We start from the raw sequence: 23472 nt of genomic DNA, 5'->3' as shown, positions 1-23472 counted from the left end.
ACCAACTGATTATGATTAAGGGCAGCATAGTAGCAATCGTCACTCCGATGTTCGAGGACGGCAGTTTGGACAGGGATTCCCTGCGCAAACTGATCGACTGGCACGTCGCGGAAGGCACGGACGCGATCGTCATCGTCGGCACCACCGGCGAATCGGCCACCGTCAGCCCGGAGGAACACTGCGAACTGGTCAAGCTGGCCGTCGAGCATGTTGCCGGACGCATCCCGGTCATCGCCGGTACCGGCGGGAATTCCACCGTGGAAGCGATCGCGCTGACCCGCCATGCGAAGGACGTCGGCGCCGACGCTACGCTGCAGGTCGTGCCGTACTACAACCGTCCGACCCAGGAAGGCATGTACCGTCACTTCAAGGCGATCGCCGAAGCGGTCGACCTGCCGGTGATCCTGTACAACGTGCCGGGCCGTACCGTGGCCGACATGAGCAACGAGACCGTGATGCGCCTGGCGCCGATCGACAACATCGTCGGCATCAAGGACGCGACCGGCAACCTCGGCCGCGGCATCGAGCTGCTGCGCGACGTCGACCGCTCGTTCGCCGGGGCGAACAAGTCGTTCGCCGTCTACTCGGGCGACGATCCGACCGCGATGGCGCTGATGTTCTGCGGCGGCGCCGGCAATATCTCGGTCACCGCCAACGTGGCGCCGCGCGCGATGCACGCGCTGTGCGTGGCGGCGATGGCGGGCGAGATCGCCCGTGCGGTCGAGATCAACAACCGCGTGCTGTCGCTGCACGCCAAGCTGTTCGTGGAACCGAACCCGGTGCCGGTGAAATGGGCGCTGGCCGAGATGGGCAAGATGCCGGCCGGCCTGCGCCTGCCGTTGGCGCCGCTGTCCGCGCAATACCATGACACCGTTCGCGCGGCATTGCGCGAAGCCGGCGTCCTTTGATGAACGGTCTCCGGACCCTTGGATCTGCCTTACCAGCTTTAACTATGACGAATCGCAAGATGATGACTTCCAGCGCGACACGCACCGTGGCGCTGACTGCACTGGCGCTGAGCCTGGCCGCGTGCACGACCGTGTTCGAATCGGACAAGGTGGATTACAAGGCCGCCAAGAAGGCGGCGCCGCTGGACATCCCGCCGGACCTGACCCAGCTCCAGAAGGACAACCGCTACGCCGTGCCGGATGGCCGCGGCGTCGCCACCGCGTCCGGCTTCCAGCAGCAGCACACCGTGCAGCAGCCGGGCGCCGTCGCGCCGGGCGGCGAACAGATCGGCCAGGCGTCGACCGACAACATCCGCATCGAGCGCCAGGGCAACCAGCGCTGGCTGGTGGTCAAGCAGACCCCGGAACAGCTGTGGCCGCAACTGCAGGCGTTCTGGGCCGACTCGGGCTTCACCGTCGAGACCGAATCGCCGCAGACCGGCATCATGGAAACCAACTGGGCCGAGAACCGCGCCAAGATCCCGCAGGACTTCATCCGCCGCACGATCGGCCGGGTGTTCGACTCGGCCTACTCGACCGGCGAGCGCGACAAGTTCCGCACCCGCCTGGAGCGCCGTGCCGACGGGTCGACCGAGGTCTACATCAGCCACCGCGGCGCCGAGGAAGTGCTGACCGGTCCGCAGAAGGAAATCGCGACCTGGACCACGCGTCCGAACGATCCGGAACTGGAAGCCGAATTCCTGAGCCGCCTGATGGCGCGCCTGACCGGCACCAAGGTCAAGGAGGCCACCGCCTTCGTCGCCAACGCGCCGATGGAAGCCCAGCACGCCAAGCTGGAAGGCAGCAAGGTCGTCGTCGACGAGGGCTTCGACCGCGCCTGGCGCCGCGTCGGCCTGGCGCTGGACCGCGTGGGCTTCACCGTGGAAGACCGCGACCGCGTGCAGGGCATCTACTTCGTGCGCTACGTCGATCCGGACGCCGTCAAGAAGGAAGGTTTCTTCAGCAAGCTGTTCGGCGGCGAGGACAAGAACAAGGAAGCGCAGAAATACCGCGTGCTGGTCTCGGCCGTGCCGGGCGCGACCACCAGCGACGTGACCGTGCAGACCAACGACGGCAAGCCGGAAGCATCGGCGACCGGCGAGAAGATCCTCAAGCTGCTGGTGGACGAGCTGAAATAACGCGGACTTCGCGTCCAGGGAAAACCGGCCTGCGTGGCCGGTTTTTTTATGGCGCTGTTCGCGTCAATCGTGCGAGCCGGATCCGGTCCTGGGGGGGGCTTGCCCGTTGACGGGCATCATGCACGAGGCGGTCAACCGGCGGGCGGTCGACTGCGGGCGGGCGTTCGCACGCGCGGCGCGATCCACCTGCGGGACGCGCGACGCGGCCGCCCATGCGCTGCCTGGACGCGTGGAGGGGACCCGTCCACGCTGCGCGCTGCGCGCCGTAGGGACGAAAAAAAACCGGCCTTGCGGCCGGTTTCCTTTCGACCGGAGTCGAATTACTTGGTTGCCGGAGCAGCAGCAGCCGAAGCGGCGTCAGCAGCAGCCGAAGCAGCCGAAGCGGCAGCCGAAGCGGCGGTAGCAGCAGCGTCAGCAGCGGCCGGAGCAGCCGGAGCGGTTGCGTCGGTTGCCGGAGCAGCGACCGGAGCGGTTGCGTCAGCAGCCGGAGCAGCAGCCGGAGCTGCGGTTTCAGCAGCCGGAGCGACCGGAGCGGCTTCTTCTTTCTTCGAGCAAGCAGCCAGGGCGACGGCCAGCAGGGAAACGATCAGCAGAGATTTTTTCATGGTTTTTTCCTTAATATTCAAAAAGGTGGTGCGATGAATAATTACCGGTAATTATCGCTCGTCAGGAATTCTCGTAGCTTCAATACTTTGGAAAAAGTGCCTACAGACAACGGGAACCTTCCTAGCCCGATATTATAGCCAAATTTACTGAATCGCAATAGAAAACTCGTGTCAAGCTGTAACTATTGCCCAGCCCGATAATCTTCATATTGTTACAAGATGTGACTACATGTCACAGAGGCATTTTTCACAGTGAAAATGCCCAAAAAACCGGCTCACAGGCCCGTCGTGGCGGCCCGCAAGCCGGGCAGGGACTCGCCCCAGATCGCCGAAAATCGCTCGCGAGAAACGTCTATTTCTTGCGGTGCATCAAACGCCGCCTCGCCCCGCCAATGGTCGGCGTGGAAGCGGCGCACGATGTGCAGGTCGTCGGCGATGCAGAAGGAATCGGTGAGGTCGCGCAATGCGCGCGGGGTCAGCCGGCAGGCGATGGCATGCTCGTAGTCGCGCAGCAGGCGCAGGAAACGCGGCGCCGTGCGCTCCAGCGCCGTCGCCGTGTGCATCGCCAGGCGCAGCCGGCCGCCATGGCGCAGGAAGCCGCGCAGCAGCGCATCGGTCTCGGGGGCGCCGAGCGCGAATGGCGTGCAGTCGGGGTCGAACAGGTCGAGCGTGGCGCGTGCCCGCCCGAACGCCGTGCCCAGGTGGGCCTGGAACGCGGCGCGGGTGTCGAAGCGCTGGATCGCGGGCGCGGCCATGTCGTCCCGTCCCGCCGTCAGCCCAGTTCCAGCCAGCCGTCCTGGTACCAGGTGTACAGCGCTTCCAGCACGTCGTCGGAAGCCTGCGCCAGCATGGCGCCGTCCAGGCCGCGCTGGTTCGCCAGCACGTCCAGCACCGCCTTGTCGGCGCGCCCGACGGCGAAGGACTCGCCGTTGATGAACACGTGCTTGCCGCGGTACAGCATCAGCGTCTTGGCCGACAAGGCCAGTCCGCGCTTGGCGGCCTGCTCCATGAAGCGGCCCACGGTCAGCGGCTTGGCCACCGGCGTGAAGAACACATTGTGCTTCGGCTCGGACAGGTATTCGCCCAGGAAGATCGTCACGTCTTCCTCGTCCCAGCGCACCTTGTTGAGTTCCTCCGTGACCGTCGCCAGCATGTCGCGCGGGATCTCGGCCGGGTTCTTGGCCGGGGTCAGTTGCGGATCGGCATAGCGGCCCGGCAGGTCGATCGCGTCGGCCATGAACTGCAGGAAGGCTTCGCCCAGTTCCTGGAAGGACGGCGAGCGGAAGCCGATCGAATACGTCATGCACTCGCCTTCGGCGATGCCGTCGTGGGCGTAGTGCGGCGGCAGGTAGAGCATGTCGCCCGGCTCCAGCACGAATTCCTGTTCCGGCTGGAAGTTCGCGAGGATCTTCAGCGGCAGGCCCTCGACCAGCGCCAGGTCCTGCTGCGCGCCGATGCGCCAGCGGCGCTTGCCGTGCGCCTGCAGCAGGAACACGTCGTAGGAATCGTAGTGCGGACCGACGCCGCCGCCGTCGGTGGCGTAGCTGATCATCAGGTCGTCCAGGCGCGCGTCCGGGGCGAAGCGGAACTGGCGCAGCAGCGCATCGGCCTTCGGCTCGTGCAGGTTGACGCCCTGTACCAGCATGGTCCACTCGCGCTGCGTGCGCGGCGGCAGGTCGGTGAGCGGGCCGTGCTGCATGTCCCAGTGGCCGTCGACCAGGGTGATCAGGCGCGACTCGACGTGGTTCAGGCGCGCCAGCTCGGCCAGCTTCTCGAACTTGAGCAGCGGCTTGAAATTGGGGATGGCCTGGCGGATCAGCAGGGGTTTCTTGTGCCAGTAATCGCGGAGGAACTGGGCGGGGGTAATGTTCCCGAGGAGCGGTAGTTTTTGCATGCGGTCATTATACCCATGCGCGCGGCAAGGAATACCGGCGCTGGGGTTATAATCACTACCTTACCCTTGAAAGGAAGCGCAATGAAGATTGCCAAGAACACGGTTGTGTCGGTGAACTACAAGTTGTCCGACGCCCAGAACAACCTGATCGAAGACGGCGCCCAGCCGATGGTCTACCTCCATGGCGGCTACGAGAACACGCTGCCGAAGATCGAAGAAGAGCTGGACGGCAAGGAAGTCGGCTATGCGTCGACCCTCCAGATCGAGCCGGACGATGCCTTTGGCGACTACGATTCGAACCTGGTCAAGGTGGAGGACCGCAAGCGCCTGCCGGAGCCGATCGAAGTCGGCATGCAGTTCGAAGGCGTGGCCGAAGGCGCCGAGGACGAGCCGGTGATCTTCACCGTCACCGACGTGGCCGACGACAAGGTCGTGCTGGACGGCAACCACCCGCTGGCCGGCATGGCGCTGCGCTTCGAACTGTCGGTGATCGACGTGCGCGCCGCGACCGACGAAGAGATCGCCCACGGCCACGTGCACGGCGCCCATGGCCACCACCATGGCGACGATCATCCGGACATCGAGGACAACGAGCCGGGCGACCATTTCCGTAGCCAGCCGCTGCAGTAATACCGTCCGCAGCGCGCAACGATACGGCCCCTGCCGGCGCAGGGGCCGCGTCGTCACTGTCGTTCGCGCTTCCCGCCATCCGCCTTCGGATGGTCCTCTTCCTTCCCGCTCGTCCCCTCCACCCGGAACAGTGCCCGCGTGGCCGGCTCCACCGCCACCTCGACGGCCTGCGCGCCGGTCGACAGGTGGCCGACGTTGCCGCGCCATTCGATCGCCGGCCGCACCCCCTTGCCCAGCCGGCCGCTGTCGACCAGCAGCACCTTGCCGCGGAATTTCTGCGCCAGCGCCATGACCTGGTGGCGCGTCTCGGCGAAGCCGTCGTTCTCGGGCAGCGCGCGGCGCAGCAGGGCCTGCAGGCCCGTGGGTTGCGAGAACGCTTTCAGGTCGCCTTCGGAAAACAGTACCAGCGCCTCGAGCTTGTCGCGCCGGGCGATCGTGAACAGGCGGTTCAGCCAGAAACGGTTGGCGACGAGCCGGTCCTCGTACTCGCTGTTGCGGCCCGCCTCGGTGAGGTAGTGGTTGTTGTTGGCCGGGAGGTTGACGGCGGCGTACAGCACCTTGCCGACCGACCAGTGGGCATTCTCGGCATAGCTGCGAAAGCGCGGGCTCATCGACAGGCGCGTGAGCGCCAGCTTGCCGCTGCCCAGCGCGGCAGGTTCGCCGTAATACAGTTCGCGCAGGCGGTTCAGGCGCTCGATCGCGTTCGAGCGGCCCGCGCTGTTGCGGCAGGCGGTCCAGTCGCTGCCGGCCGGCAGCACCACGACCGGACGGCGCGCCGCGTCGACCAGCGCGCGTCGCTGCTGGTACAGCCGGTCGCTGCACGGCTCGTTGCTACCCTTGATGCCGGTGACGACGAGGAAGGCGACCGACTTGTCGTCGTTGTCCGCGATCGCCTGCTTCAGGCGCTTGTCGCCGTCCTCGGCCTGGCCGTGCCCGATCACCGCGAAACGGTGCGCGGCATCGGCTCCGTCCTGCGCGCCGGCGCCGGCTTTCGTGGCGCCGGCCGTCGTGGCGACGGCGCAGCACAGGACGGCGCCCAGCAGGGCGGCGATCGCGCGGACGCGGCGCATCAGCCGGCCGTCGCGGTGGCGGCCAACCGCTTCAGTTCGTACAGGCGTTCGAGGGCTTCGCGCGGGCTCAGCGCATCGGGATCGATGTCGTCCAGCAGCGCCAGCGCGGGCGAGGGCGCCGGGGTGGCCGCGGTGGCCGCGGTGGAATCCATGGCGCCCGGCGCATTGCCGGCATCGGCCGCATCGTCGCACGGCGGCGCGGCGAACAGGTCGAGCTGCGGCGTGGCGTCGAGCGCCTGCGATTCCAGGCGCGCCAGGTGCTTGCGCGCGGCGCGGATCACGGCCGGCGGCACGCCGGCCAGCTGCGCCACCTGCAGGCCGTAGCTCTGCGAGGCGGGACCGTCCTGGACCGCGTGCAGGAACACGATGCTGTCCTTGTGCTCGACGGCCGACAGGTGCACGTTGACGGCGCTCGGATGCGCCTCGGGCAGCTGGGTCAGTTCGAAGTAGTGGGTGGCGAACAGCGTGAAGCTGCGGCTGGCGTCGATCAGGTGGCGCGCGATGGCCCAGGCCAGCGCCAGGCCGTCGAAGGTCGAGGTGCCGCGGCCCACTTCGTCCATCAGCACCAGCGAATGCTCGGTCGCGCCGTTCAGGATCGTGGCCGATTCCGTCATCTCGACCATGAAGGTCGAGCGGCCGTTGGCCAGGTCGTCGGACGCGCCGATGCGGGTGAAGATGCGATCGATCGGGCCGATCGTCGCGCTCGCCGCCGGCACGTAGCTGCCGATGTAGGCCAGCAGCGTGATCAGGGCCACCTGGCGCATGAAGGTCGACTTGCCGCCCATGTTGGGACCGGTGATCAGCAGCAGGCGGCGCTCGTTCGACAGGCGGCAGTCGTTGGCGATGAAGCGCTCGATCTGCTTCTCGACGACCGGATGGCGGCCTTCGGCGATGGTCAGGCACGGGTCCGCGACCAGCTGCGGCGCGCACCAGTTGTGGCGCACCGCGTGGCCGGTCAGGGCCGCCAGCACGTCGACCTGGGCGATGCCGGCGGCGACGCGCTGCAGGCACACGATGTGCGGCGCCAGGTCGGCCAGCAGCAGGTCGTACAGCAGCTTCTCGCGCGCCAGCGCGCGGTCCTGCGCCGACAGGGCCTTGTCCTCGAAGGCCTTGAGTTCCGGCGTGATGTAGCGCTCGCAGTTCTTCAGCGTCTGGCGCCGGCGGTAGTCCTCGGGCACCTTGTCGGCCTGGCCGTTGGTGACCTCGATGTAGAAGCCGTGCACCTTGTTGTACTCGACGCGCAGATTGGCGATGCCGGTGCGGGCGCGCTCGCGCGTCTCCAGGTCGACCAGGAACTGGCCGGCGTTCTCGGACAGCGCGCGCAGCTCGTCCAGCTCGGCGTCGAAGCCGCGCGCGAACACGCCGCCGTCGCGCACCATGGCCGCCGGTTCCTCGGCGATGGCGCGCGCCAGCAGCGCGGCGCAGGCTTCGGGCACGGCGATGGCGTCCCAGATGTCGCGCAGCAGGCAGGAGTCGCCCGGGATGAAGCAGCGCGCCACCTGGTCGCGCAGGGCCGGCAGGTGCTTCAGGCCGTCGCGCAGGCTGGCCAGGTCGCGCGGCCGCGCGCTCAGCAGGGCGATGCGGGTGGTGATGCGCTCGACGTCCGGCATGTGGGCCAGCGTGGCGGCGATGTCGCCCAGTATCCCGTGGTTCGCCTCGTGCAGGGCCAGCGCGCCGATGGCCTCGTGGCGCGCGCGCGCCACCGACTGGTCGCGCCTGGCGTGGTGGATCCAGTGGCGCAGCAGGCGCGATCCCATCGCCGTGCGGCAGCCGTCCAGCAGCGAGAACAGCGTGGGCGACTCGTGGCCGCGGATGGTCTCGGTCAGTTCGAGGTTGCGTCGGGTGGCGGCGTCCAGGCCGATGAATTCGCTCTCCGATTCCACCGACAGGCTTTTCACGTGCTGCAGGCCGCGTCCCTGCGTCGACTGGGCATAGCGCAGCAGCGCGCCGGCCGCGCCGAACGCGGCGCCCAGGCCGTCCGCGCCGAAGCCGGACAGCGTCGCCACGCCGAGCTGGTCGAGCAGCGCCTTGTGGCCGTGCACGACGTCGAAATGCCATTCCGGCACGCGCTGGGTATGGCCGACGGGGCTGGCCTCGACCAGGTCGGCATCGGCATCCGCGCGCAGCACCTCGGCCGGCGCGATGCGTTCCAGTTCCTGCACCAGGCGGGCGGCGGCGGCGCGCGCGTCGCCGGCGAACTCCATCAGGCGCAGCGCGCCGCTGGCCAGCGACAGCCAGGCCAGGCCCGTGGTGACCACCTTGCGCTGCATGACCGTGCACACGGCCAGCAGGGGCCGCTCGGCCTTTTCCGGCAGCAGGTCGGCATCGGTCAGCGTGCCCGGCGTGACCACGCGCACCACCTTGCGCTCGACCGGGCCCTTGGACAGCGCCGGATCGCCGATCTGCTCGCAGATCGCGCACGATTCGCCCAGCTTGACGAGCTTGGCGAGGTAGGGATCGAGCGAGTGGAACGGCACGCCCGCCATCTTGATCGGATTGCCGCCCGAGCTGCCGCGCGCGGTCAGGGTGATGCCCAGGATGCGCGAGGCCTTCTCGGCATCGTCGAAGAACAGCTCGTAGAAGTCGCCCATGCGGTAGAACACCAGCATCGTGGGGTAGTCGGCCTTGATGCTTAAATATTGCTGCATCATGGGAGTGTGCTGGCTCTTGCCCGATTTGGTAACTTGCTGATCTAACGGCATGTTGTCGCCTAACTTCATGATTTCTTTGTGGATTTATTGCTGTGGTCGCTATGCGGGCGGCATCACGCGACATCAAGCGACGTCACTGCACTGCACGGATTGGCGTAGCTTCTAACTTCACCGGGAGCGGAAGCTACGCCGCGGTGTCTAAGCAGTGTACGAGCGCCGCCAGAAGCTACGCCAAACCTACGCTGGAAGAGTGAAATGTCGCTCGGCGCCGGTTGGCCGGGCAGCTGTCGCCAAGCGAGCACTTTACCATGTCCGCCAGGTCGATTGGCAGTGCGGGATGCCCAGGGGCGCCAGTATAGGAGAAAAGGCGCGCCGATTCTACGTCGGTGCCGGGCTTGCGGCGAGGCGACGGCGGTCAACTTGAACTCCCTAGGCGCGCACTACACTTGTTCGCGCGCTGGCAGGTTCTGCCAGCGCACGACGAGGGTAGCCGGCTAACTCCAGAAGCTACGCCTAACCTGCTACGAACCTACGCTGAGCCTACGCCGGGAGAAAACGTGACGGCATTCGATGCAAGAGCGGCCAAGTTACTGCAACCAGGCGATCATTACACGATGCCCGACTGTCCCGGGCTACGCTTTGAGGTATCGGCGACGGCGCGTGCCTGGATCTACAGGTACAAAAGTCCCGTCGATGGCAAGATGCGCCAGGTGAAGATCGGCGATTGGCCCGGCGTATCGGTACATGCTGCGAAAGCCGAATGGGAGAAGCTGCGAGACCAGCGGGCGAAAGGCGGAGATCCCGCCGTCGAACGGCGTGCCAAGCGTGCCAAGGAGGCGGAGGAAAAGAAGGAGGCCAGCGCACGGTCGGCGAGAAAGCTGACGGTACAGGCGCTGGTCGAGCTGTATTTGAAGGGGCATGTCGAGAGGAACCGGAAGCAAAAAGGCATCGACGAAACGCGGCGCACCTTGAATCACGCGCTGCGTGCCGTTAGCCCGGACAATTGGCCGGGTGAATTCGGCCGGCTCGATCCGGAAAAGGTGACGCGTGCGCAGGCCTTCAGTCTGCTGCAAGCGTTCATCGAGACACCGGTTCAGGCCGGGCGCGTCCGCCTGGAACTGGGGGCGGCCTGGGATTACGGTCATGATGCTGGCAAGCTTGGCGAGGAGGTGCCGAACTGGTGGCGCGTCATCCTGCGCGGCAAACTGCGTAGCAAAGGACGCAAGCGCGAAGGAGTGTCGATAGGGACGGGCAAGCGTTTCCTGACGCCGGCGGAGCAAGGAGCCTTGATTCGTTGGCTTCCCAATTTCTCCAAGAACGTCAATGATCTGATTACTCTTTATATGTGGACCTGCGCAAGGGGCGCTGAAATCGTGGCGATGGAGGTCAGCGAGATAACCGAAGAGGCGGATGGGCTTTGGTGGACGGTACCCAAATCGAAAACCAAGAACGAGCGACACGAGAAAGCCATGGACCTACGGGTACCGCTGGTTGGCCGCGCCGCCGATGTCGTTCGGCGCCGGATCGCCCTGGTGGAGAAGGGCTACCTGTTTCCGTCGCCTGGAAAGAGCGGGCATATGGAGCAGAAGGTGGTAGGGGTGGCGGTATGGACGCACCAGCCGTATTCGCAAACGCGTCCGGAACAGGCCAGGCCGCGACTGCCCGTGACGCATTGGGCACCTCACGACTTGCGCCGGACAGGCCGTACCCAGTTGTCCGCATTAGGGTGCCGCAAGGAGGTCGCCGAGGCCGTGATTGGACACATGCCGGACGGTATCGCAGGGGTGTACGACAAATACACATACGATCGCGAGCGGCGCGAATGGCTGACCAAGCTTGCTGAGCATTACGAGCAGATGGCGCGGGGATAGCGGCCTTACCTTTCGTCGATCTTGGTTCGCGACGTGTTCGAAGGCGGCGGCAAGTCCGAAATCGGCCGCTGCTCTGCCCATTCTTCTATTTCTCGAAAGAGCCAAGCCACACGGCGGTTCGACAATTGCCGCGGCTTCGGAAAACTACCATCGCGGACAAGGCGTTGAATGGTCGCGATGGCCAGCCCGACAATGAACGAAACCGCATCCAATTCGAGATACAGTGGTTTGAGTAGAGGCGCTTGTTTCACTCGATCGTTCGATTTCGTGGTCGCCTTGGCTGCCGGGTGTGCGCTCATCGGATCATCCATTCGATTCGGGTGTTATTCGTATGGTATAAAACTGCAGGCGCTTAAAGATGTGTTCGCTCAATGAGTGAAACTTATTCGCTCAGCTTATTGATATCCGTGACTGTCCAGGACGCGCAGGAGATTCGCGCCTTCCCATGATCCAGGCCGACTGTGCGTCATGGCTGCGTCCTCGGCCAGCATGGCAATCAGCTTTGGAACGTCCAGCTTTCCGTGCGTTGTAGCTCCATGGTTTTTGTTATCGGCCCGATTGCAACGATTGACCACGGCAAGAAGATCTGCGTACATACCTGCGGCCAAGCCGATGGCAACTGCAATCGGCGTGCCCATGGCAATTGCGGGATTGGCAGAATGAGAGGCCTGTAAGGTCTGCATGTCTGCTGGAGCTTGATTGCGCCTGGATGCCGCGATGCGTTGCGTGTCTTTTTCGGCCAGAGAAATGTGGACGCGATCGCTTTGTGATGCATCGGATTTCGAGAATAAGAAGTTGATCGTCGGTTCGAAACTGTATTCGATCTCCCCGCGTTGCTCCTCGGCATATAGCAACGCACCATTCAGGTTAATGGACACGGTGCCCTCAGGATTGCAGCCTTGAAGCGCGGTAACCAGGTCGCCGATTCTCATGATTTTTTCCATCGCCATCTCCATTCGCAAAGGTGCAAGTGATACAGCGTGTATTTTGGAATGCCGTTGGATTCATGCAGGCAGCTTTGTCGTGAAAGGCCGGCATTGTCTTCGTCTTCAATGCTTCAACAACTTCATTTCCGCAGCCAAGACCCAAAGCGCACGATTCAGCCTCAGGTCCTGGTCGATGCCGGTAACTGCCCGCGTCGTGACGCGCCGTCCATCGGAGGTACGACCACGGACGCCGCCCTTCAGCATCTTTTCCTGTACGCGGTTGAAGGTCTTCCAAAGGTCGTTTCCGACGTCCTCGGAACGCCAGGGCGCGAGGATCTGCTGACCGGTGACCGGCGCAGGCTCGCCATGCGGGTCATACTTCAGGGCCAGCGCCGCCCTGGCGAACGCCAGCTGTTCGCCTTCGTCCAGCGGCAGCGACTTCATATCGTCGATGTGCGAGTCGATTCGCTCGAAGTCCTCGACCACGCGGAACGCTCCTTCGATCACGTTGTCGACGATATTGCCCTTGTGGGTAACGCGGATGTCATTCTGCATGTCGCCGCACACCATGCCATTGCAGCAGACGAAGCGGAACGTCCCGGCCAGCATCTGGTAGCTGCTGGTGCCGTCGTGCGAATTCAGCAGGATGATCTCGTTGGCCTCGCTGCTGGCGATCTGGCCCGCATGGCGCAGGCGCAGCATGTGCTTCGTGTGTTCGCGCTTGCCCTCGTCCCTGCACCTGGCCTGGCATGCCATGAAGGGCATGAAGCCTTCGCTGCGCAGCTTCTCCAGGACATGGATCGTCGGGATGTAGGTGTACCGGTCAGACCGGCTGTCGTGTTTCTCGGTCGCGAAGATCGACGGCGCGACCCTTGCGATTTCCTCGTTGGCGAGCGGCTCCTCGGAGCGGACCGACGTGCGGCCGCGGCCGAAACGCGTTGCAAGTTTCATGTCAATCTCCCTAACGTGAGTTAAACAAGATCTGGAAACCGGGCATTCGGGACCGGGAGCCATACGCGGGCGTGAACCGATACGTTCACTCGTCCTTCGAATAATGCGTGTCCGGCTGTCGATCTTCGGGAACGTGCCGAGGACTTGTCGCCGACTGCTTCCCCGTCAGATTCAGTATAGGTCTTTTAGACCTAATCGCTTTGGCATGCATCAAGGGTTTGGGCGGCTCGACGAGACCTGCCTCGAGCAGCATCAGGCGCCAGGTCGCGTAGTCGATCTGAGCATGGGATCTTGCGGACGGTGGTGCGAGCCAGCGCCGGACGGCCCGGCCATTCTTCACGCCGACAAGGAGGGCAAGTTCCTCGGCGGTCGTTCCCAGCAGATGCATGACGGTGCGCACATCCTCCGGCCCAGGCGGACGATATCCGGGGTCCGCATAGAGGCACAGGGCCTCTCCCGCCAATTGCCATGCCGGACCGGGTTCCTTCCCTCCATCCTGGCGGACCTTCTTGGCGCCTGTACCTGAAGTTTTATCCATGATTGCCCCCTTGTTGTTCGATGCGTCGATATGGCGCGGCCGCATGGCCTGCCGCCTGCTACGCCGGGTCTAATGCATGTCCGGCAGGGGCGGAGGCAGGTCCTCCGCCCGTTCCCGCCTGACACGTGCGTTGACCTGTTCGACGAGGGCACGCTGCATCCTGCGTCGCTCCGTGTCGAGCGCTGGCAGTTCGCGGGCGAAGCGTTCCACCTTCTCGGCGAGCTCCGTATCGCCCTCCTGGCGCAAGGTGGCGGCGTTCCTGGCCAGTTCCTTCAACACGTCCCGCCGACGCGCGGCCATCGCTACTTCCCATGGCTTCGGTTCGGTCTCGTTCCTGCGAAGGTCGCCCGTCGCTTCGGCGAAACGCCGTGCCTCGGCGGTGGATACCTCGCCCCGTTCCCGGATGTGGTATTCCGCGCTGCCACGCGCCTTGAGCGATACCCCCCGTTCCGCCCTGGAAGTGGCGTTCGCCTCGATGCCCCGTGAGCGAAGCTCCGCCGCGAATGCCTCCCGCCAGGCACGCAGGGTTGTCTTGCGGATGTGGAGCCGTTGCCCGTCCTCGTCCTCGGCACGCACGATCACATGGACGTGAGGATGCGGCGGCGGACTGTCGCTGGGGTCGGTCTCCGGCGTGTGCAGCACCATGAGGTACTGGCGCCGGACGAAATTCTCCTGGGCGAAGGACTGGACCGCGGCGAACAGCTTGCCAGGATCCGTCCTTGCCGGCATCGAGAAGATCACGTTGAACGACTGGTGCATCTGCTCGCCTTTCCGGTCATGGGTACGCTGCAGGTCGAGATCCCAGGAGGCATGCGTCGTCCTGATGTTCTCGCCGCCCTGGATACGTTCACCTCTCTCGTTCGCCGCGATCAGCATGCCCTTGCGCGAGATGTAGTTCATGTATCGCATGACGCCAGCAATGGTCGTGCCGCCGCCCTTGACCTTGATGACGACTTCGGGAACACGCGCCACGGTACGCCGCAACCGTTCCTTGGTCGCTTGCCAGTCGCTGCCGCCATGCCCGGGACTGGCCTGCGGCCTGTAGACAAGCCGGCGCAGGCCCGACTTGCGTCCGCCGCGCTCGGGTACGATCTCGCGTTCACTGGACATCGGTCGCTCCCCAGGTTCGCAGGTTGGCATGGACCAGGTCCTTGACCGCCGCCGTCTCGACGTCGAGCAGCATCCTGACCAGCTCGAAGTCGAACGCGGACAGGTCGGCACGGTCGGGATCGATGTTGACTTTCCTGGCGATCTGGTTGACGTTGCGACCGATATCCGCCAGCTGCCGCGCGACCTGCCGCACCGCGTTGACCTCGTCATGGCACAGCACCGGGAGGCGGTCGACATGCGCGTACAGGAGATTTGCCAGATAGGCGCTGCGATACCACCGGCGCTGCGCCGCCAGGCGCCCCAGCTCGTCGTAGTAGTAGGGTTCGAGCCGGACATACACCTGTTCCGTCTTCGCGCCGGCATGGGCAGCCGCATGGCCCATCGCCGGCAATCCAGGCGCCTTCGTGGTTACGACCTGGCCGCCTTTCTCCGCCCTGATGAAATCCGTAATCAACGCACCAGCGAGGCGCGATGTCGTCACGGATCGCGATCGTGCGATCGCATCGAATACCTGCTTCGTCTCGCTATCGACTGCTGCTCCGATCACTGCCATGACAGTTCTCCCGGTTGGCCAGCCTTGGAAATCGGGCTGCTCCCGTTTCTTGCCGGCGTTTGCGTTCAACGGTTCTTTGCTGCTTTCGGTTTTAGGTGGGCAGGATAGACTATCGTCTGGGGTTGTTAATCCTCGCGGATTAACAGACCGGTCCTCGTCCCTTCGGGACTGCGGGACAATCTCGCCATGGCGCTCACACCTCGGTAATCACGACGACATCGGACGGCGCCAGTGCGCGAATCGCCGCGCCCAGCGCCAGTTCCAGTGCGACCGCGGCAAATGCAAGCGCCGCGCCCGCCCACATGGGCGTGCCCAGGTCACGCCTGAACAGTGCGCAAAAGCCAAAGAGCAGGACCCCACCAGCCGCCCCCAGGCGCAGCACCGGCAGAAGCAACCTCGACACCAGCACCAGGAGCACGAACGCGGCCGACCGCAAGACCTTCACCGTAGCCCTGGCCGACATCCCGAGCAGGGAATCCTCTCTTCGCACGACAGCCTCCCGGCATTCGCGTTGCAACATTCAATGGCCGGCGACGACCGCCACGACGAGGGTATCCGCGAGACGAACCTCCGCGACTTCCCCGTCGCCGTAACGGATCCTCACGACGCTTTCCTCGTCCACCATCGCCTCGCGTCCGCTGTGTTTCACCTTGACACGCAGGCTCCTGTCCGACTGGCCGACCCGCGGGGCACCGGCATGCCTTTCGCGCCGCGTATCGTCGTTCGGCGAACCTTCCCCGCCAGTTCGCCTCGCGGTTGAATCCGCCGGCGCAGCACCGTGTTCCTTATCGATTGCCGCCGTTCCGGCATCGTTGGAGGAAGGCTCCGGCACCGTGAGAGCGACAGAAGCGGACTCCGCCAAGGGCGGGGCACCAGGCGAATCAGCATGCCCCGCAACGGCCAACTGTTCGTCATGACGAACTATGTTGTCGCACTCCACGACGGTCCCGAGCGTATCCCCGATGGCGCCGGCCTGTCCCGCCAACTGTTCGTCATGACGAACTCTTTGCCCTAACTCGAAAATGGCTTCACGTGTCACTTCGATCCCGCTGGCGCACCACGCATCCACCTGTTCCGGAAACTCGTCGTGCAGCCGGCGCAGGTCGTACAGCGTGCGCGCCGACGCCACGCCGTTCGCGTACGCCTTCTCGACGCAGGCCGGCGACTCCAGCAGCGCGAGGTGCTCGGTGACATAACTCTTCCCGTAGCCCAGCCGAGCCGCGATCGCACTGCGCGTCTCGCCCGCGTCCATGCGCCGGCGAATGAACAGCGCCATCTCCATGGGCGACAGGTCGGCCCGGTGGAGGTTTTCCGTCACCTGCGTGTAGCTGTCCGGTGTCCTGTGCACGAACGCCGGAATCGCCCGCAGGCCGGCGATCAGCGCCGCGCGAAACCGCCGCTCACCGTAGTTGATGATGTAGCGTCCGGGCGCTGCCGGATCGGGCTTCACGGAGATCGGCTGCACCACACCTTCGGCGCGGATGCTCTCGGCCAGTTCCTGCAGCGCGGCCTCGTCGAAGTGCTGGCGCGGCTGGCCGGCATCGCGATCGATGGCATCCAGCGGCACCATCAACGGTTCGCCGGCGGCGGGCTGGGCGACTTCCGCCAGGCCGGTCAGGTCGAGGTTCATGATTGCGCCTCCATCCGGTCAAGCAGCATGCGGAACACGGCGCGCATCTCGACGGCCGCCTCGCGGGCGGACGTCTTGGTGCGACCGTCCGTCTCGCTTTTCAGGCGCCAGACCGGCGTCTTCGCGGCAGACGCCTCGCGGTAGGCCGAGCGGTCGGCGATATAAGCCGGGAAGATATGCTGCGGATACCTACCGAGCAGGGCCTTCAGGCTCTTCACCTGCGCCGGCTGGCGCGAGTCGTATTCGTTCGGCAGGATGCCCAGGTTGACCAGCCCCGGATTCCAGCTGTTCCTGATGGAGACGACACGCTTGAGCACCTCGACCGACACGTCGATGCTGTCCTGGTCGATCTTCGTCGGGATGACAGCGAAGTCGCTGACGAAGAGGAGGGCGTTGGCGATGCGGCTGTTCGATCCGGCCGAATCGATCACGAGATAGTCGAAGCGCGGCGCCAGTTCCGCCAGGCGCATGCGCAGGTTCGATACGAGCTGTGCGTCGCTCGCGCCGGCACGCTCCACGGCGCGCAGTTCCGCCTTGTCCGCCGGGAGGACCGTGATCGCGCCGGTCACGTCCGGCAGCACGACCGGCGCGTCGCCGAACAGCTGGCTCGCGCCCGCGCCCACCTGCACGTACTCGCTCATCACGCGACTGTAGTTGCCCTGTTCGTCGCCGTCGACGCCGAGTACGCGCTTGCCTTCCTCGGCAAGGTAGTGGGTGAAGTTGAACGCGGTGTTGGTCTTGCCGACGCCGCCCTTCTGGTTGGCCGGGATGAATGTCTTCACTTTTTCGCCTTTAGATTTTCACGTGCGTTACGTTCCATCTCCCTGACGAGTTGCGCCATCTCCGGAGGCAGGACCACGCTGACGCTGACCCATCCTTCCGGCCTTGCGCCGTGCGTGATGTGGTATTCCCAGGCGCTGCGCACCATCGAGCTCACCGCCACCGCCGACACATCCAGTTCCGCCGCCACATCCTTCTGCGGACGGCCGTCCACGAGGATGGCCCTGATCGCTTCCACGTTCCTGTCCTTCATGCGCGCCAGCTGCGGGCGGATGGCCTCGAACTCCTCCGTGGTCAGCCTCTTGTTTTTCCTCATACACACCTTTCTGTGGCAGGGAAGGCGCTGATCCATGACGCCCAAGTGTACTTAAATAAGGTGTTAATTAAACACCTGATTGAATGATACTCATCAAGGGTAACGGCGAAGACTTAGCCTATCGTCAGGGCCATGTCACCGCAAGGAGCCAACCATGAGTTTGCTTCCAAGATCGCTGATCTTCTGCGCAATATCAGTGTGTTCATTGGCAGCGGGTAACGAACCGTTCCCCGTTGTCGACAAAGCCGTACAGCAGGCGCGCGACATCGATCGCCGCGCCATCCTCGAGACCGAACTCGCCGCCGAGGAACAGGCACTGGGCTTGGCGCGCGCGGCGCTGGCCAAGATGCCGGGGGATCGGGCCCTTGCCGACGCGCACCGCCACGAGGAGAACGTCAAGGCATTGCGGCGGGAACTCGCACGCCTGCAGGAGGCAATGCCCGTCCGCGTGAATGCCCGCAAGGCGCCGGCCGGCGACACCGTCGCCGCGCCGGCCAGGCATCAATCCTCCCAGGCACCGTTCTGGGATGTCTACCGGCGCAACGCGCCACCTGTCGATGTTCAACCACCACCTGCAAAGGAACTGCCATGAAAACCGCTCGTACGTTGCAGCCCGTCCTGTCGCGCGCCGTCGTCGCCTGCGGCCTGATTCCCGGACTGGCGTTCGCCGCGCCGCCGTTCGCCAACTCGGGAACCCTGCTGAAGACGGACCTGATCCAGACGCTCACGCCGTTCGCGGGCATCGCGGTGCTCGTCGTCGGCGTGCTGTGCCTGATGGGACGCGTGAACTGGGGCTGGTTCATCGGCGGCCTGGTCGGCGTCGCCATGATGTTCGGCAGCGACCAGATCGTGACGTGGTTCCGGACCCTGATGGGAGTCTGACATGGATGACGACGGCATCAAGATCGATCCGCTTGCCGTCGGCCTGACGCGACCGGCAATGAAGTGGGGTGTCCCGTATCCGGCACTGATGCTCAACCTCATCGCCTCGGTCGAGGCCCTGGTCTGGACCAGGAGCCTGCTGTGGATGCTCATCTGCGTTCCGCTGCACGGCATCTGCTACCTGGTCTGCCTGAAGGATCCGCGCGCCTTCGAGCTGCTCCTGCTGTGGCTGCGCACCAAGGCCAACTGCATGGTCGCGACGCTCGGCTACTGGGCCGCCTCGTCATACAGCCCGCTGGAACCGGGCGGGCGCATCACCTTCATCCAGCGCTGGCGCGTCCAGTCGCGCCTGAAACGGGAGAACAAGCATGCCGAATCCTGAACGGAAAGGCGGGCGCCGCGCCGGCGCGGCCCGCCGCGACCTGCCGCAGTCGCGGAACATCCCCTACGATTTCCACCTGACGCCCGACGTCGTGCTGACCGGCGACGGCGACTATGTCTGCGTGCTGCGCCTGGGCGGCGCGGCGTTCGAATGCGCGTCCAACGCAGAACTGAACAGCCGCCACGACCGGCTGAACCGGATCATCCTGAGCCTTGCCGATCCGCGTGTCACGCTATGGCAGCACATCGTCCGGCGCGAGGAAAACCAGTACCCGGACGGCGCCTATGCGCCCGGATACGCAAACGACCTGAACGAGCGCTATGCCGGGAAGATCGGCCGCGAACGGTTGATGGCGAACGAACTGTACCTGACCGTCGTGTTCCGGCCCAGCCCGTGGTGGACCGGCGGTGGCCTGGGCAGGCTGTTCTTCGCACGCACGCCCGAGGCGATCGAGGCGGAGCGGCGCGAGAACGTCGAGGAGCTCGACGCGATCGTCGACGGTCTCGTCGCGGCGCTGCGCCATTACGACGCCGAACGGCTGGCGTTGTACGAGCGCGGCGGCGTGTGGTTTTCCGAACCCGCCGAGTTCTTCGGCTACCTGGTCGGCGGCACGTGGGAGCGCATTGCGCTGGCGCCGTGCCGGCTGCGCTCCCTGGTCGGCACCGCGCGACCGCTGTTCGGCGCCGAGACCATCGAGATTCGGAAGGCGGGAGAGACCAGCTTCGCCGCGATGCTGGGCATTAATGGCTATCCGGCCGAGACGCACCCGCTGTTCCTGGAAAGCCTGCTGACCCTGCCGTGCGAGCTGGTGGTCACGCAGTCCTTCACCTTCTCGCGCAAGGATGTCGCGCTGGAGGCCATGCGCACGGCCGGAACGCGGATGGAAAACGCGGGCGATGCGGCCGTGTCGCAGCGGGAGGAGCTGCCCGACGCGGCGGACGACCTCGCATCCCGCCGCACGGCCATGGGTGCGCATCACTACAGCATCCAGGTCAAGGGTACGACCCTGCGCGAGCTGAACCAGAACGTCGACAAGGTACGGGCGGTGCTGACGGAAGGCGGCATCGTCACGGCCCGCGAAGACCTCGCCTGCGAGGCGGCGTACTGGGCACAGCTTCCGGGGAACCACCGCTACCGGCCGCGCCTGTCGCTGGTCAGCAGCCGCAACGCCTGCGGCTTCATGCCGCTGCATAACTTCCCGCTCGGACGGCGCAGCGGTAACCACTGGGGCGATGCCGTCACGATGCTGGTCACGGCGGCGGGTACGCCGCACTACCTGAACCTGCACGCCGCCGACCCGAAGGCCCCGAACGGCGGCAACAAGAAGGACGTCGGCCACTCGATGTTCCTCGGCCCGACCGGCTCCGGCAAGACCGCGGCGGCCATGTTCGTGCTGACCATGATGCAGAAGTTCGGCATGACCTCGATCCTGTTCTCGAAGGACCGCGATACCGAGATCGCGGTGCGCCGCCTGCGGGGCCGGGTCTACCGGATCGAGCCCGGCGTGCCGACGGGCTGGAATCCGTTCAGCCTGGATCCGGAGGAGACCGGGACCCTGCCGTACCTGCGGCGCCTGGTACGCAGGCTGGTGTCGCGGCCGATGCTGACGGAGGACGGCATCGAGGTCGACACGAGTCCGTTGACCGTGTCCGAGGAAAAGGAACTCGACTACGCGATCGACGCGGTGGTGCGCCTGTCCCACGAAAACCGGCGGCTCGGCCGCGTGCTCGACTACCTGCCGAAAGGGGCGGAGAGCGTGTACGAGCGCCTGCACAAGTGGTGCCACGCACGCGAACCCGGCCGGAAGGACGGCACGCTGGCCTGGGTCTTCGACAACCAGGCGGACACGCTCGCGTCCAGCCTCGGCTCGATCCGGATCACGGCGTTCGACGTCACCCGCTTCCTCGACGACCCGGAGTTGCGCACGCCCATCAACATGCACCTGTTCTACCTGACCAGTCGCCTGATCGACGGCCGCCGCCTGTCGGTGTGGATCTCGGAGTTCTGGAAGGCGCTGGGCGATGCCAGGTTCGCCGCCTTCTGCGACGACATGCTGCGCACGCTCAGGAAGATGAACGGCTTCGTCGCGCTCGATTCGAACTCGCCCGGCGACGCCATCAACCACAGGATCAGCCGGACCCTCATCGAACAGGTCGCCACCCTTTTCCTGTTCCCGAATCCGGGCGCCCGCGAGAAGGACTACGTGGACGGACTGGGCCTCTCAGGGCGGGAGTTCGAGATCGTCAAGACCGAGATGCCGGAGGGCAGCGGCATGTTCCTGTTCAAGCAGGGACACCACTCCGTGGTCCTGCGGCTGCCGCTCGACGGCATGGACGAGGACCTTGCCGTGCTGTCGGCACGCACGTCGAACCTCCAGTTGATGGACCGCCTGATGGAGCAGTACGGCGAGGACGTCGACGACTGGTATCCGCACTTCATCAACGAAAGGAGAACGTCATGAAATCGAGGAACCTCTTTATCGCAATCGCGCTGGCGGCCGGCACGCTCCCGGCGCACGCCCAGCTAGCGGTCATCGACCCCGCCGCCATCGCCGAGGCGGCCAAGCAGGTGAGGGCATGGGAACTGCAGTACGGCCAGATGCGCACGCAGATCGAATCGATGACCGGCAGCCGCGGCATGGCCGGGCTGCTGCCGGCAGCGGTGCGCGTGCTCCCGCCCGACTGGACGCAGTCGATGACCCAGCTGTCGGCGCTGGCGCAGGAGATCCGCTCGGCCCAGGCCATCCTGACGCCCGGGCAGGCGGCGAGCCTGTCTCCGGCGCTGCAGTCCTTCCTGGCCCAGTCGCAGAACCTGTCCGCCGCGACCCAGGCGATGGCGCAGGCGGCCTACAACGACGCCAGTGCGCGCGAACAGCGCCTGCGCACGCTGACGGCGGCACTGGCGACGACGAACGATCCGAAGGCCGCCTACGACCTCGCCAATGCGATTGCCATCGAGCATGCCGCCCTGGTGAAGGACCAGAACCAGCTGACGGCGGCGGCGAACGGCGCGGCCGCACAGGGCGAGGCACAACGGCTGATGACCAACCAGATGCGCGCCGCCGCGTCCGGCCAGGGAAACTTTCCCAGGATCGATACCAGTCTCCCCTGATACCACACCGACAATCCAAGGAGCCATCCATGAAGGAATTCCAGTACACCGTCGCCGCGCTCGTCCTCGCAATGCTCGCCTGCGCCGCCGGCGGATGTTCGAAGGAGGGCGTCGCGGGCAAGGCCGCGGCGGAGACCCGGGTGCTCACGGTCGACGAGTTCCTGCAGCAGCCGCAGCTGCGCAGGAAGGTGTTCGACGAGTGCGCCAACGATCCGGGCCGCAAGGGCGACGACCCCAACTGCGTGAACGCCCTGCGCGCGGAACGCATCGCGGCCGCCGGCACCGGCCGCTTCCCCGGCGTGACGCCATAGGAGCGCAGCATGGCCGCGCCGACCAACTTCTTCACCGCCAACCTGCAATACATCGAGGCGGTATGCGACGCCTACGTCGGCGAGCAGGTCGCCGTCGTCGCACGCGCCATCGAACCGGCGGCGTTCACCTTCCTTGGCGTGTACGTCGTGCTCTGGGGCTTCGCCAGCATGCGCGGGCTCATCAAGGAGCCGCTGATGGACATGGCCGAGCGGGTGCTGAAGGTCTCGCTGATCTTCGGTGTCGGCATCGGCCTGGCCGAGTACAACACCATCATCACCGAGACCTTCCTGCACGGCCCCGGCGAGCTGGCGGCGGCGATGGCGCGTTCGCCGGATACCGGCGGGTTCACCGGGGGCCTCGACACGCTGTTCAGCCAGGGTTTCGACATCGGCAGGCAGTTCTGGGCCAAGGCGGGGCTGTTCAACGGCGACATGGGGCTGTACTTCATCGCGCTCGCCATATGGACGCTGACCATCGTGGTGACGGCCTACGGCTTCTTCCTCATGGCGCTGTCCAAGGTCGCGCTGACGGCGATCCTGGCGCTGGGTTCGCTGTTCATCCTCGGCCTGCTGTTCGAGAGCACGGCCGGGTACTTCAACTCCTGGATCCGCCAGCTTAGCAACTACTTCCTCGTGCCGATCCTCGTCATGGCCGTCAACCTGCTCGTGCTCAAGCTGTTCTCGCGCGCGGCCTCTGACGCGGCCATCGCGAACGCCGGCGACGTCGACCAGATCTTCCCGTTCATGGCGATGGGCCTCGTGTCGCTGCTGGCGCTGGCGTCGGTGCTGACCATCGCGGCCGGGCTGGCGGGCGGCGTGTCGCTGTCTTCGTTCGGCGCGGGGCGGCTCGCCGTGGGCGTCATGCAGCGCCACGCCATGCCGCTCGTCGGCAAGGGCGTCGACTACTCCACGCGTCCCGTCCGGTACGCCGGCCGCAAGGCGTGGAGCGCGACGCAGGGCGCCTACCGGGGCCGGGCACGCAATTCGATCTCCCTGACCAAGAAGAAGTGAGGACACCATGCGCAAACTGACCCTGCTCGTTGCCATCGCGGTATCGCTGGCCGGCTGCGCCACCAGGCCACCCGGCTGCGACGGCAAGGACCGCCGTCCCGTCAACGTGCCGGCGCAGGCCGGCATCACCCATCCAAGCTGCGGCACGGCCGCATAGGAGCATT

General features: G+C 65.5%; 27 protein-coding genes. 12 read left to right on the top strand and 15 right to left on the bottom strand.

Annotated features, from left to right (window positions below; genetic code table 11):
• Window positions 1–11 precede the first annotated feature (11 nt).
• On the top strand, window positions 12–908 hold the full coding sequence (gene dapA / locus QZ749_RS15020) for a 4-hydroxy-tetrahydrodipicolinate synthase (protein ID WP_296948465.1): 897 nt from the start codon (window positions 12–14) through the stop codon (window positions 906–908).
• A gap of 44 nt (window positions 909–952) precedes the next feature.
• Window positions 953–2086: an outer membrane protein assembly factor BamC gene (bamC, locus tag QZ749_RS15015; RefSeq protein ID WP_373896825.1), complete on the top strand. Its 1134-nt coding sequence runs from the start codon at window positions 953–955 to the stop codon at window positions 2084–2086.
• 320 nt (window positions 2087–2406) lie between these two features.
• Here bamC and QZ749_RS15010 read toward each other — a convergent pair whose 3' ends face one another.
• The 3 genes from QZ749_RS15010 to QZ749_RS15000 all read right to left on the bottom strand — a co-directional run bounded on the left by QZ749_RS15010 (window position 2407) and on the right by QZ749_RS15000 (window position 4585).
• Entirely contained in the window at window positions 2407–2691 is a 285-nt protein-coding gene (locus QZ749_RS15010; RefSeq protein WP_296948460.1) for a hypothetical protein, read from the bottom strand.
• A 275-nt stretch (window positions 2692–2966) separates the two neighbouring features.
• Window positions 2967–3446 (bottom strand): hypothetical protein, encoded by a 480-nt coding sequence (locus tag QZ749_RS15005; RefSeq protein ID WP_296948457.1) that lies wholly within the window; start codon window positions 3444–3446, stop codon window positions 2967–2969.
• A gap of 17 nt (window positions 3447–3463) precedes the next feature.
• Window positions 3464–4585: a cupin domain-containing protein gene (locus QZ749_RS15000; protein ID WP_296948454.1), complete on the bottom strand. Its 1122-nt coding sequence runs from the start codon at window positions 4583–4585 to the stop codon at window positions 3464–3466.
• An 81-nt stretch (window positions 4586–4666) separates the two neighbouring features.
• On the opposite strand from QZ749_RS15000, the gene QZ749_RS14995 reads away from it, so the two are divergent.
• Window positions 4667–5215 (top strand): peptidylprolyl isomerase, encoded by a 549-nt coding sequence (locus QZ749_RS14995; protein WP_296948453.1) that lies wholly within the window; start codon window positions 4667–4669, stop codon window positions 5213–5215.
• A gap of 53 nt (window positions 5216–5268) precedes the next feature.
• Here QZ749_RS14995 and QZ749_RS14990 read toward each other — a convergent pair whose 3' ends face one another.
• Window positions 5269–6285: a hypothetical protein gene (locus tag QZ749_RS14990; protein ID WP_296948452.1), complete on the bottom strand. Its 1017-nt coding sequence runs from the start codon at window positions 6283–6285 to the stop codon at window positions 5269–5271.
• On the bottom strand, window positions 6285–8936 hold the full coding sequence (mutS, locus tag QZ749_RS14985; RefSeq protein ID WP_373896824.1) for a DNA mismatch repair protein MutS: 2652 nt from the start codon (window positions 8934–8936) through the stop codon (window positions 6285–6287). The genes QZ749_RS14990 and mutS overlap by 1 nt, the downstream gene beginning before the upstream one ends.
• Before the next feature lie 557 nt (window positions 8937–9493).
• Between mutS and QZ749_RS14980 the strand changes: the two genes are divergently transcribed.
• Window positions 9494–10807: an integrase arm-type DNA-binding domain-containing protein gene (locus QZ749_RS14980; protein WP_296948446.1), complete on the top strand. Its 1314-nt coding sequence runs from the start codon at window positions 9494–9496 to the stop codon at window positions 10805–10807.
• 5 nt (window positions 10808–10812) lie between these two features.
• Here QZ749_RS14980 and QZ749_RS14975 read toward each other — a convergent pair whose 3' ends face one another.
• From QZ749_RS14975 to QZ749_RS14930, 10 genes are all read right to left on the bottom strand, one after another.
• The gene (locus tag QZ749_RS14975; protein WP_296948443.1) at window positions 10813–11118 is read right to left on the bottom strand and encodes an AlpA family transcriptional regulator; all 306 of its coding nucleotides are present in this window, start codon (window positions 11116–11118) and stop codon (window positions 10813–10815) included.
• Window positions 11119–11202: 84 nt separating this feature from the next.
• Window positions 11203–11751: a hypothetical protein gene (locus QZ749_RS14970; protein WP_296948441.1), complete on the bottom strand. Its 549-nt coding sequence runs from the start codon at window positions 11749–11751 to the stop codon at window positions 11203–11205.
• Between the two features lie 105 nt (window positions 11752–11856).
• On the bottom strand, window positions 11857–12684 hold the full coding sequence (locus QZ749_RS14965; RefSeq protein WP_296948438.1) for a DUF932 domain-containing protein: 828 nt from the start codon (window positions 12682–12684) through the stop codon (window positions 11857–11859).
• Window positions 12685–12769: 85 nt separating this feature from the next.
• Window positions 12770–13267, bottom strand: coding sequence for a hypothetical protein (locus QZ749_RS14960; RefSeq protein ID WP_296948435.1), 498 nt, complete (start codon window positions 13265–13267; stop codon window positions 12770–12772).
• A 24-nt stretch (window positions 13268–13291) separates the two neighbouring features.
• Window positions 13292–14332 carry a relaxase/mobilization nuclease domain-containing protein gene (locus QZ749_RS14955; RefSeq protein ID WP_296948433.1) on the bottom strand — a complete coding sequence of 347 codons (1041 nt, stop codon included), beginning with the start codon at window positions 14330–14332 and terminating at the stop codon, window positions 13292–13294.
• A complete protein-coding gene (gene mobC, locus QZ749_RS14950) occupies window positions 14322–14885 on the bottom strand; it encodes a plasmid mobilization relaxosome protein MobC (protein WP_296948431.1) in 564 nt (187 codons plus the stop codon). Before mobC ends, QZ749_RS14955 begins: the two co-directional genes overlap by 11 nt.
• A 193-nt stretch (window positions 14886–15078) precedes the next feature.
• Window positions 15079–15405, bottom strand: coding sequence for a hypothetical protein (locus QZ749_RS14945; RefSeq protein WP_296948429.1), 327 nt, complete (start codon window positions 15403–15405; stop codon window positions 15079–15081).
• Window positions 15406–16515 carry a ParB/RepB/Spo0J family partition protein gene (locus QZ749_RS14940; protein ID WP_296948427.1) on the bottom strand — a complete coding sequence of 370 codons (1110 nt, stop codon included), beginning with the start codon at window positions 16513–16515 and terminating at the stop codon, window positions 15406–15408.
• Entirely contained in the window at window positions 16512–17297 is a 786-nt protein-coding gene (locus QZ749_RS14935) for a ParA family protein (RefSeq protein WP_296948426.1), read from the bottom strand. The genes QZ749_RS14940 and QZ749_RS14935 overlap by 4 nt, the downstream gene beginning before the upstream one ends.
• Window positions 17294–17611 carry a TrfB-related DNA-binding protein gene (locus tag QZ749_RS14930; RefSeq protein ID WP_296948424.1) on the bottom strand — a complete coding sequence of 106 codons (318 nt, stop codon included), beginning with the start codon at window positions 17609–17611 and terminating at the stop codon, window positions 17294–17296. Before QZ749_RS14930 ends, QZ749_RS14935 begins: the two co-directional genes overlap by 4 nt.
• A gap of 154 nt (window positions 17612–17765) precedes the next feature.
• Between QZ749_RS14930 and QZ749_RS14925 the strand changes: the two genes are divergently transcribed.
• Genes QZ749_RS14925 through QZ749_RS14890 form a run of 8 tightly spaced genes read left to right on the top strand, consistent with a single transcriptional unit; the run spans window position 17766 to window position 23465 of the window.
• Window positions 17766–18203, top strand: coding sequence for a hypothetical protein (locus QZ749_RS14925; RefSeq protein WP_296948422.1), 438 nt, complete (start codon window positions 17766–17768; stop codon window positions 18201–18203).
• The gene (locus QZ749_RS14920; protein ID WP_296948420.1) at window positions 18200–18493 is read left to right on the top strand and encodes a TrbC/VirB2 family protein; all 294 of its coding nucleotides are present in this window, start codon (window positions 18200–18202) and stop codon (window positions 18491–18493) included. Before QZ749_RS14925 ends, QZ749_RS14920 begins: the two co-directional genes overlap by 4 nt.
• A 1-nt stretch (window position 18494) precedes the next feature.
• The gene (locus QZ749_RS14915) at window positions 18495–18875 is read left to right on the top strand and encodes a type IV secretion system protein VirB3 (RefSeq protein WP_296948418.1); all 381 of its coding nucleotides are present in this window, start codon (window positions 18495–18497) and stop codon (window positions 18873–18875) included.
• Window positions 18862–21336, top strand: coding sequence for a VirB4 family type IV secretion/conjugal transfer ATPase (locus QZ749_RS14910; RefSeq protein ID WP_296948416.1), 2475 nt, complete (start codon window positions 18862–18864; stop codon window positions 21334–21336). The genes QZ749_RS14915 and QZ749_RS14910 overlap by 14 nt, the downstream gene beginning before the upstream one ends.
• Window positions 21333–21986 (top strand): type IV secretion system protein, encoded by a 654-nt coding sequence (locus tag QZ749_RS14905; RefSeq protein WP_296948413.1) that lies wholly within the window; start codon window positions 21333–21335, stop codon window positions 21984–21986. The genes QZ749_RS14910 and QZ749_RS14905 overlap by 4 nt, the downstream gene beginning before the upstream one ends.
• Before the next feature lie 29 nt (window positions 21987–22015).
• Complete coding sequence (locus tag QZ749_RS14900) at window positions 22016–22297, top strand: EexN family lipoprotein (RefSeq protein WP_296948410.1); 282 nt, start codon at window positions 22016–22018, stop codon at window positions 22295–22297.
• 9 nt (window positions 22298–22306) lie between these two features.
• On the top strand, window positions 22307–23308 hold the full coding sequence (locus tag QZ749_RS14895) for a type IV secretion system protein (RefSeq protein ID WP_296948407.1): 1002 nt from the start codon (window positions 22307–22309) through the stop codon (window positions 23306–23308).
• Between the two features lie 7 nt (window positions 23309–23315).
• Window positions 23316–23465 (top strand): hypothetical protein, encoded by a 150-nt coding sequence (locus QZ749_RS14890; protein WP_296948405.1) that lies wholly within the window; start codon window positions 23316–23318, stop codon window positions 23463–23465.
• The last annotated feature ends 7 nt before the right edge of the window (window positions 23466–23472 follow it).

Source organism: uncultured Massilia sp. (assembly GCF_913773735.1).
In the GTDB taxonomy this organism is placed as follows: domain Bacteria; phylum Pseudomonadota; class Gammaproteobacteria; order Burkholderiales; family Burkholderiaceae_D; genus Telluria.
The sequence above is the reverse complement of the archived record's forward strand: the minus strand, read 5'-3'. Positions and strand labels throughout refer to the sequence as shown.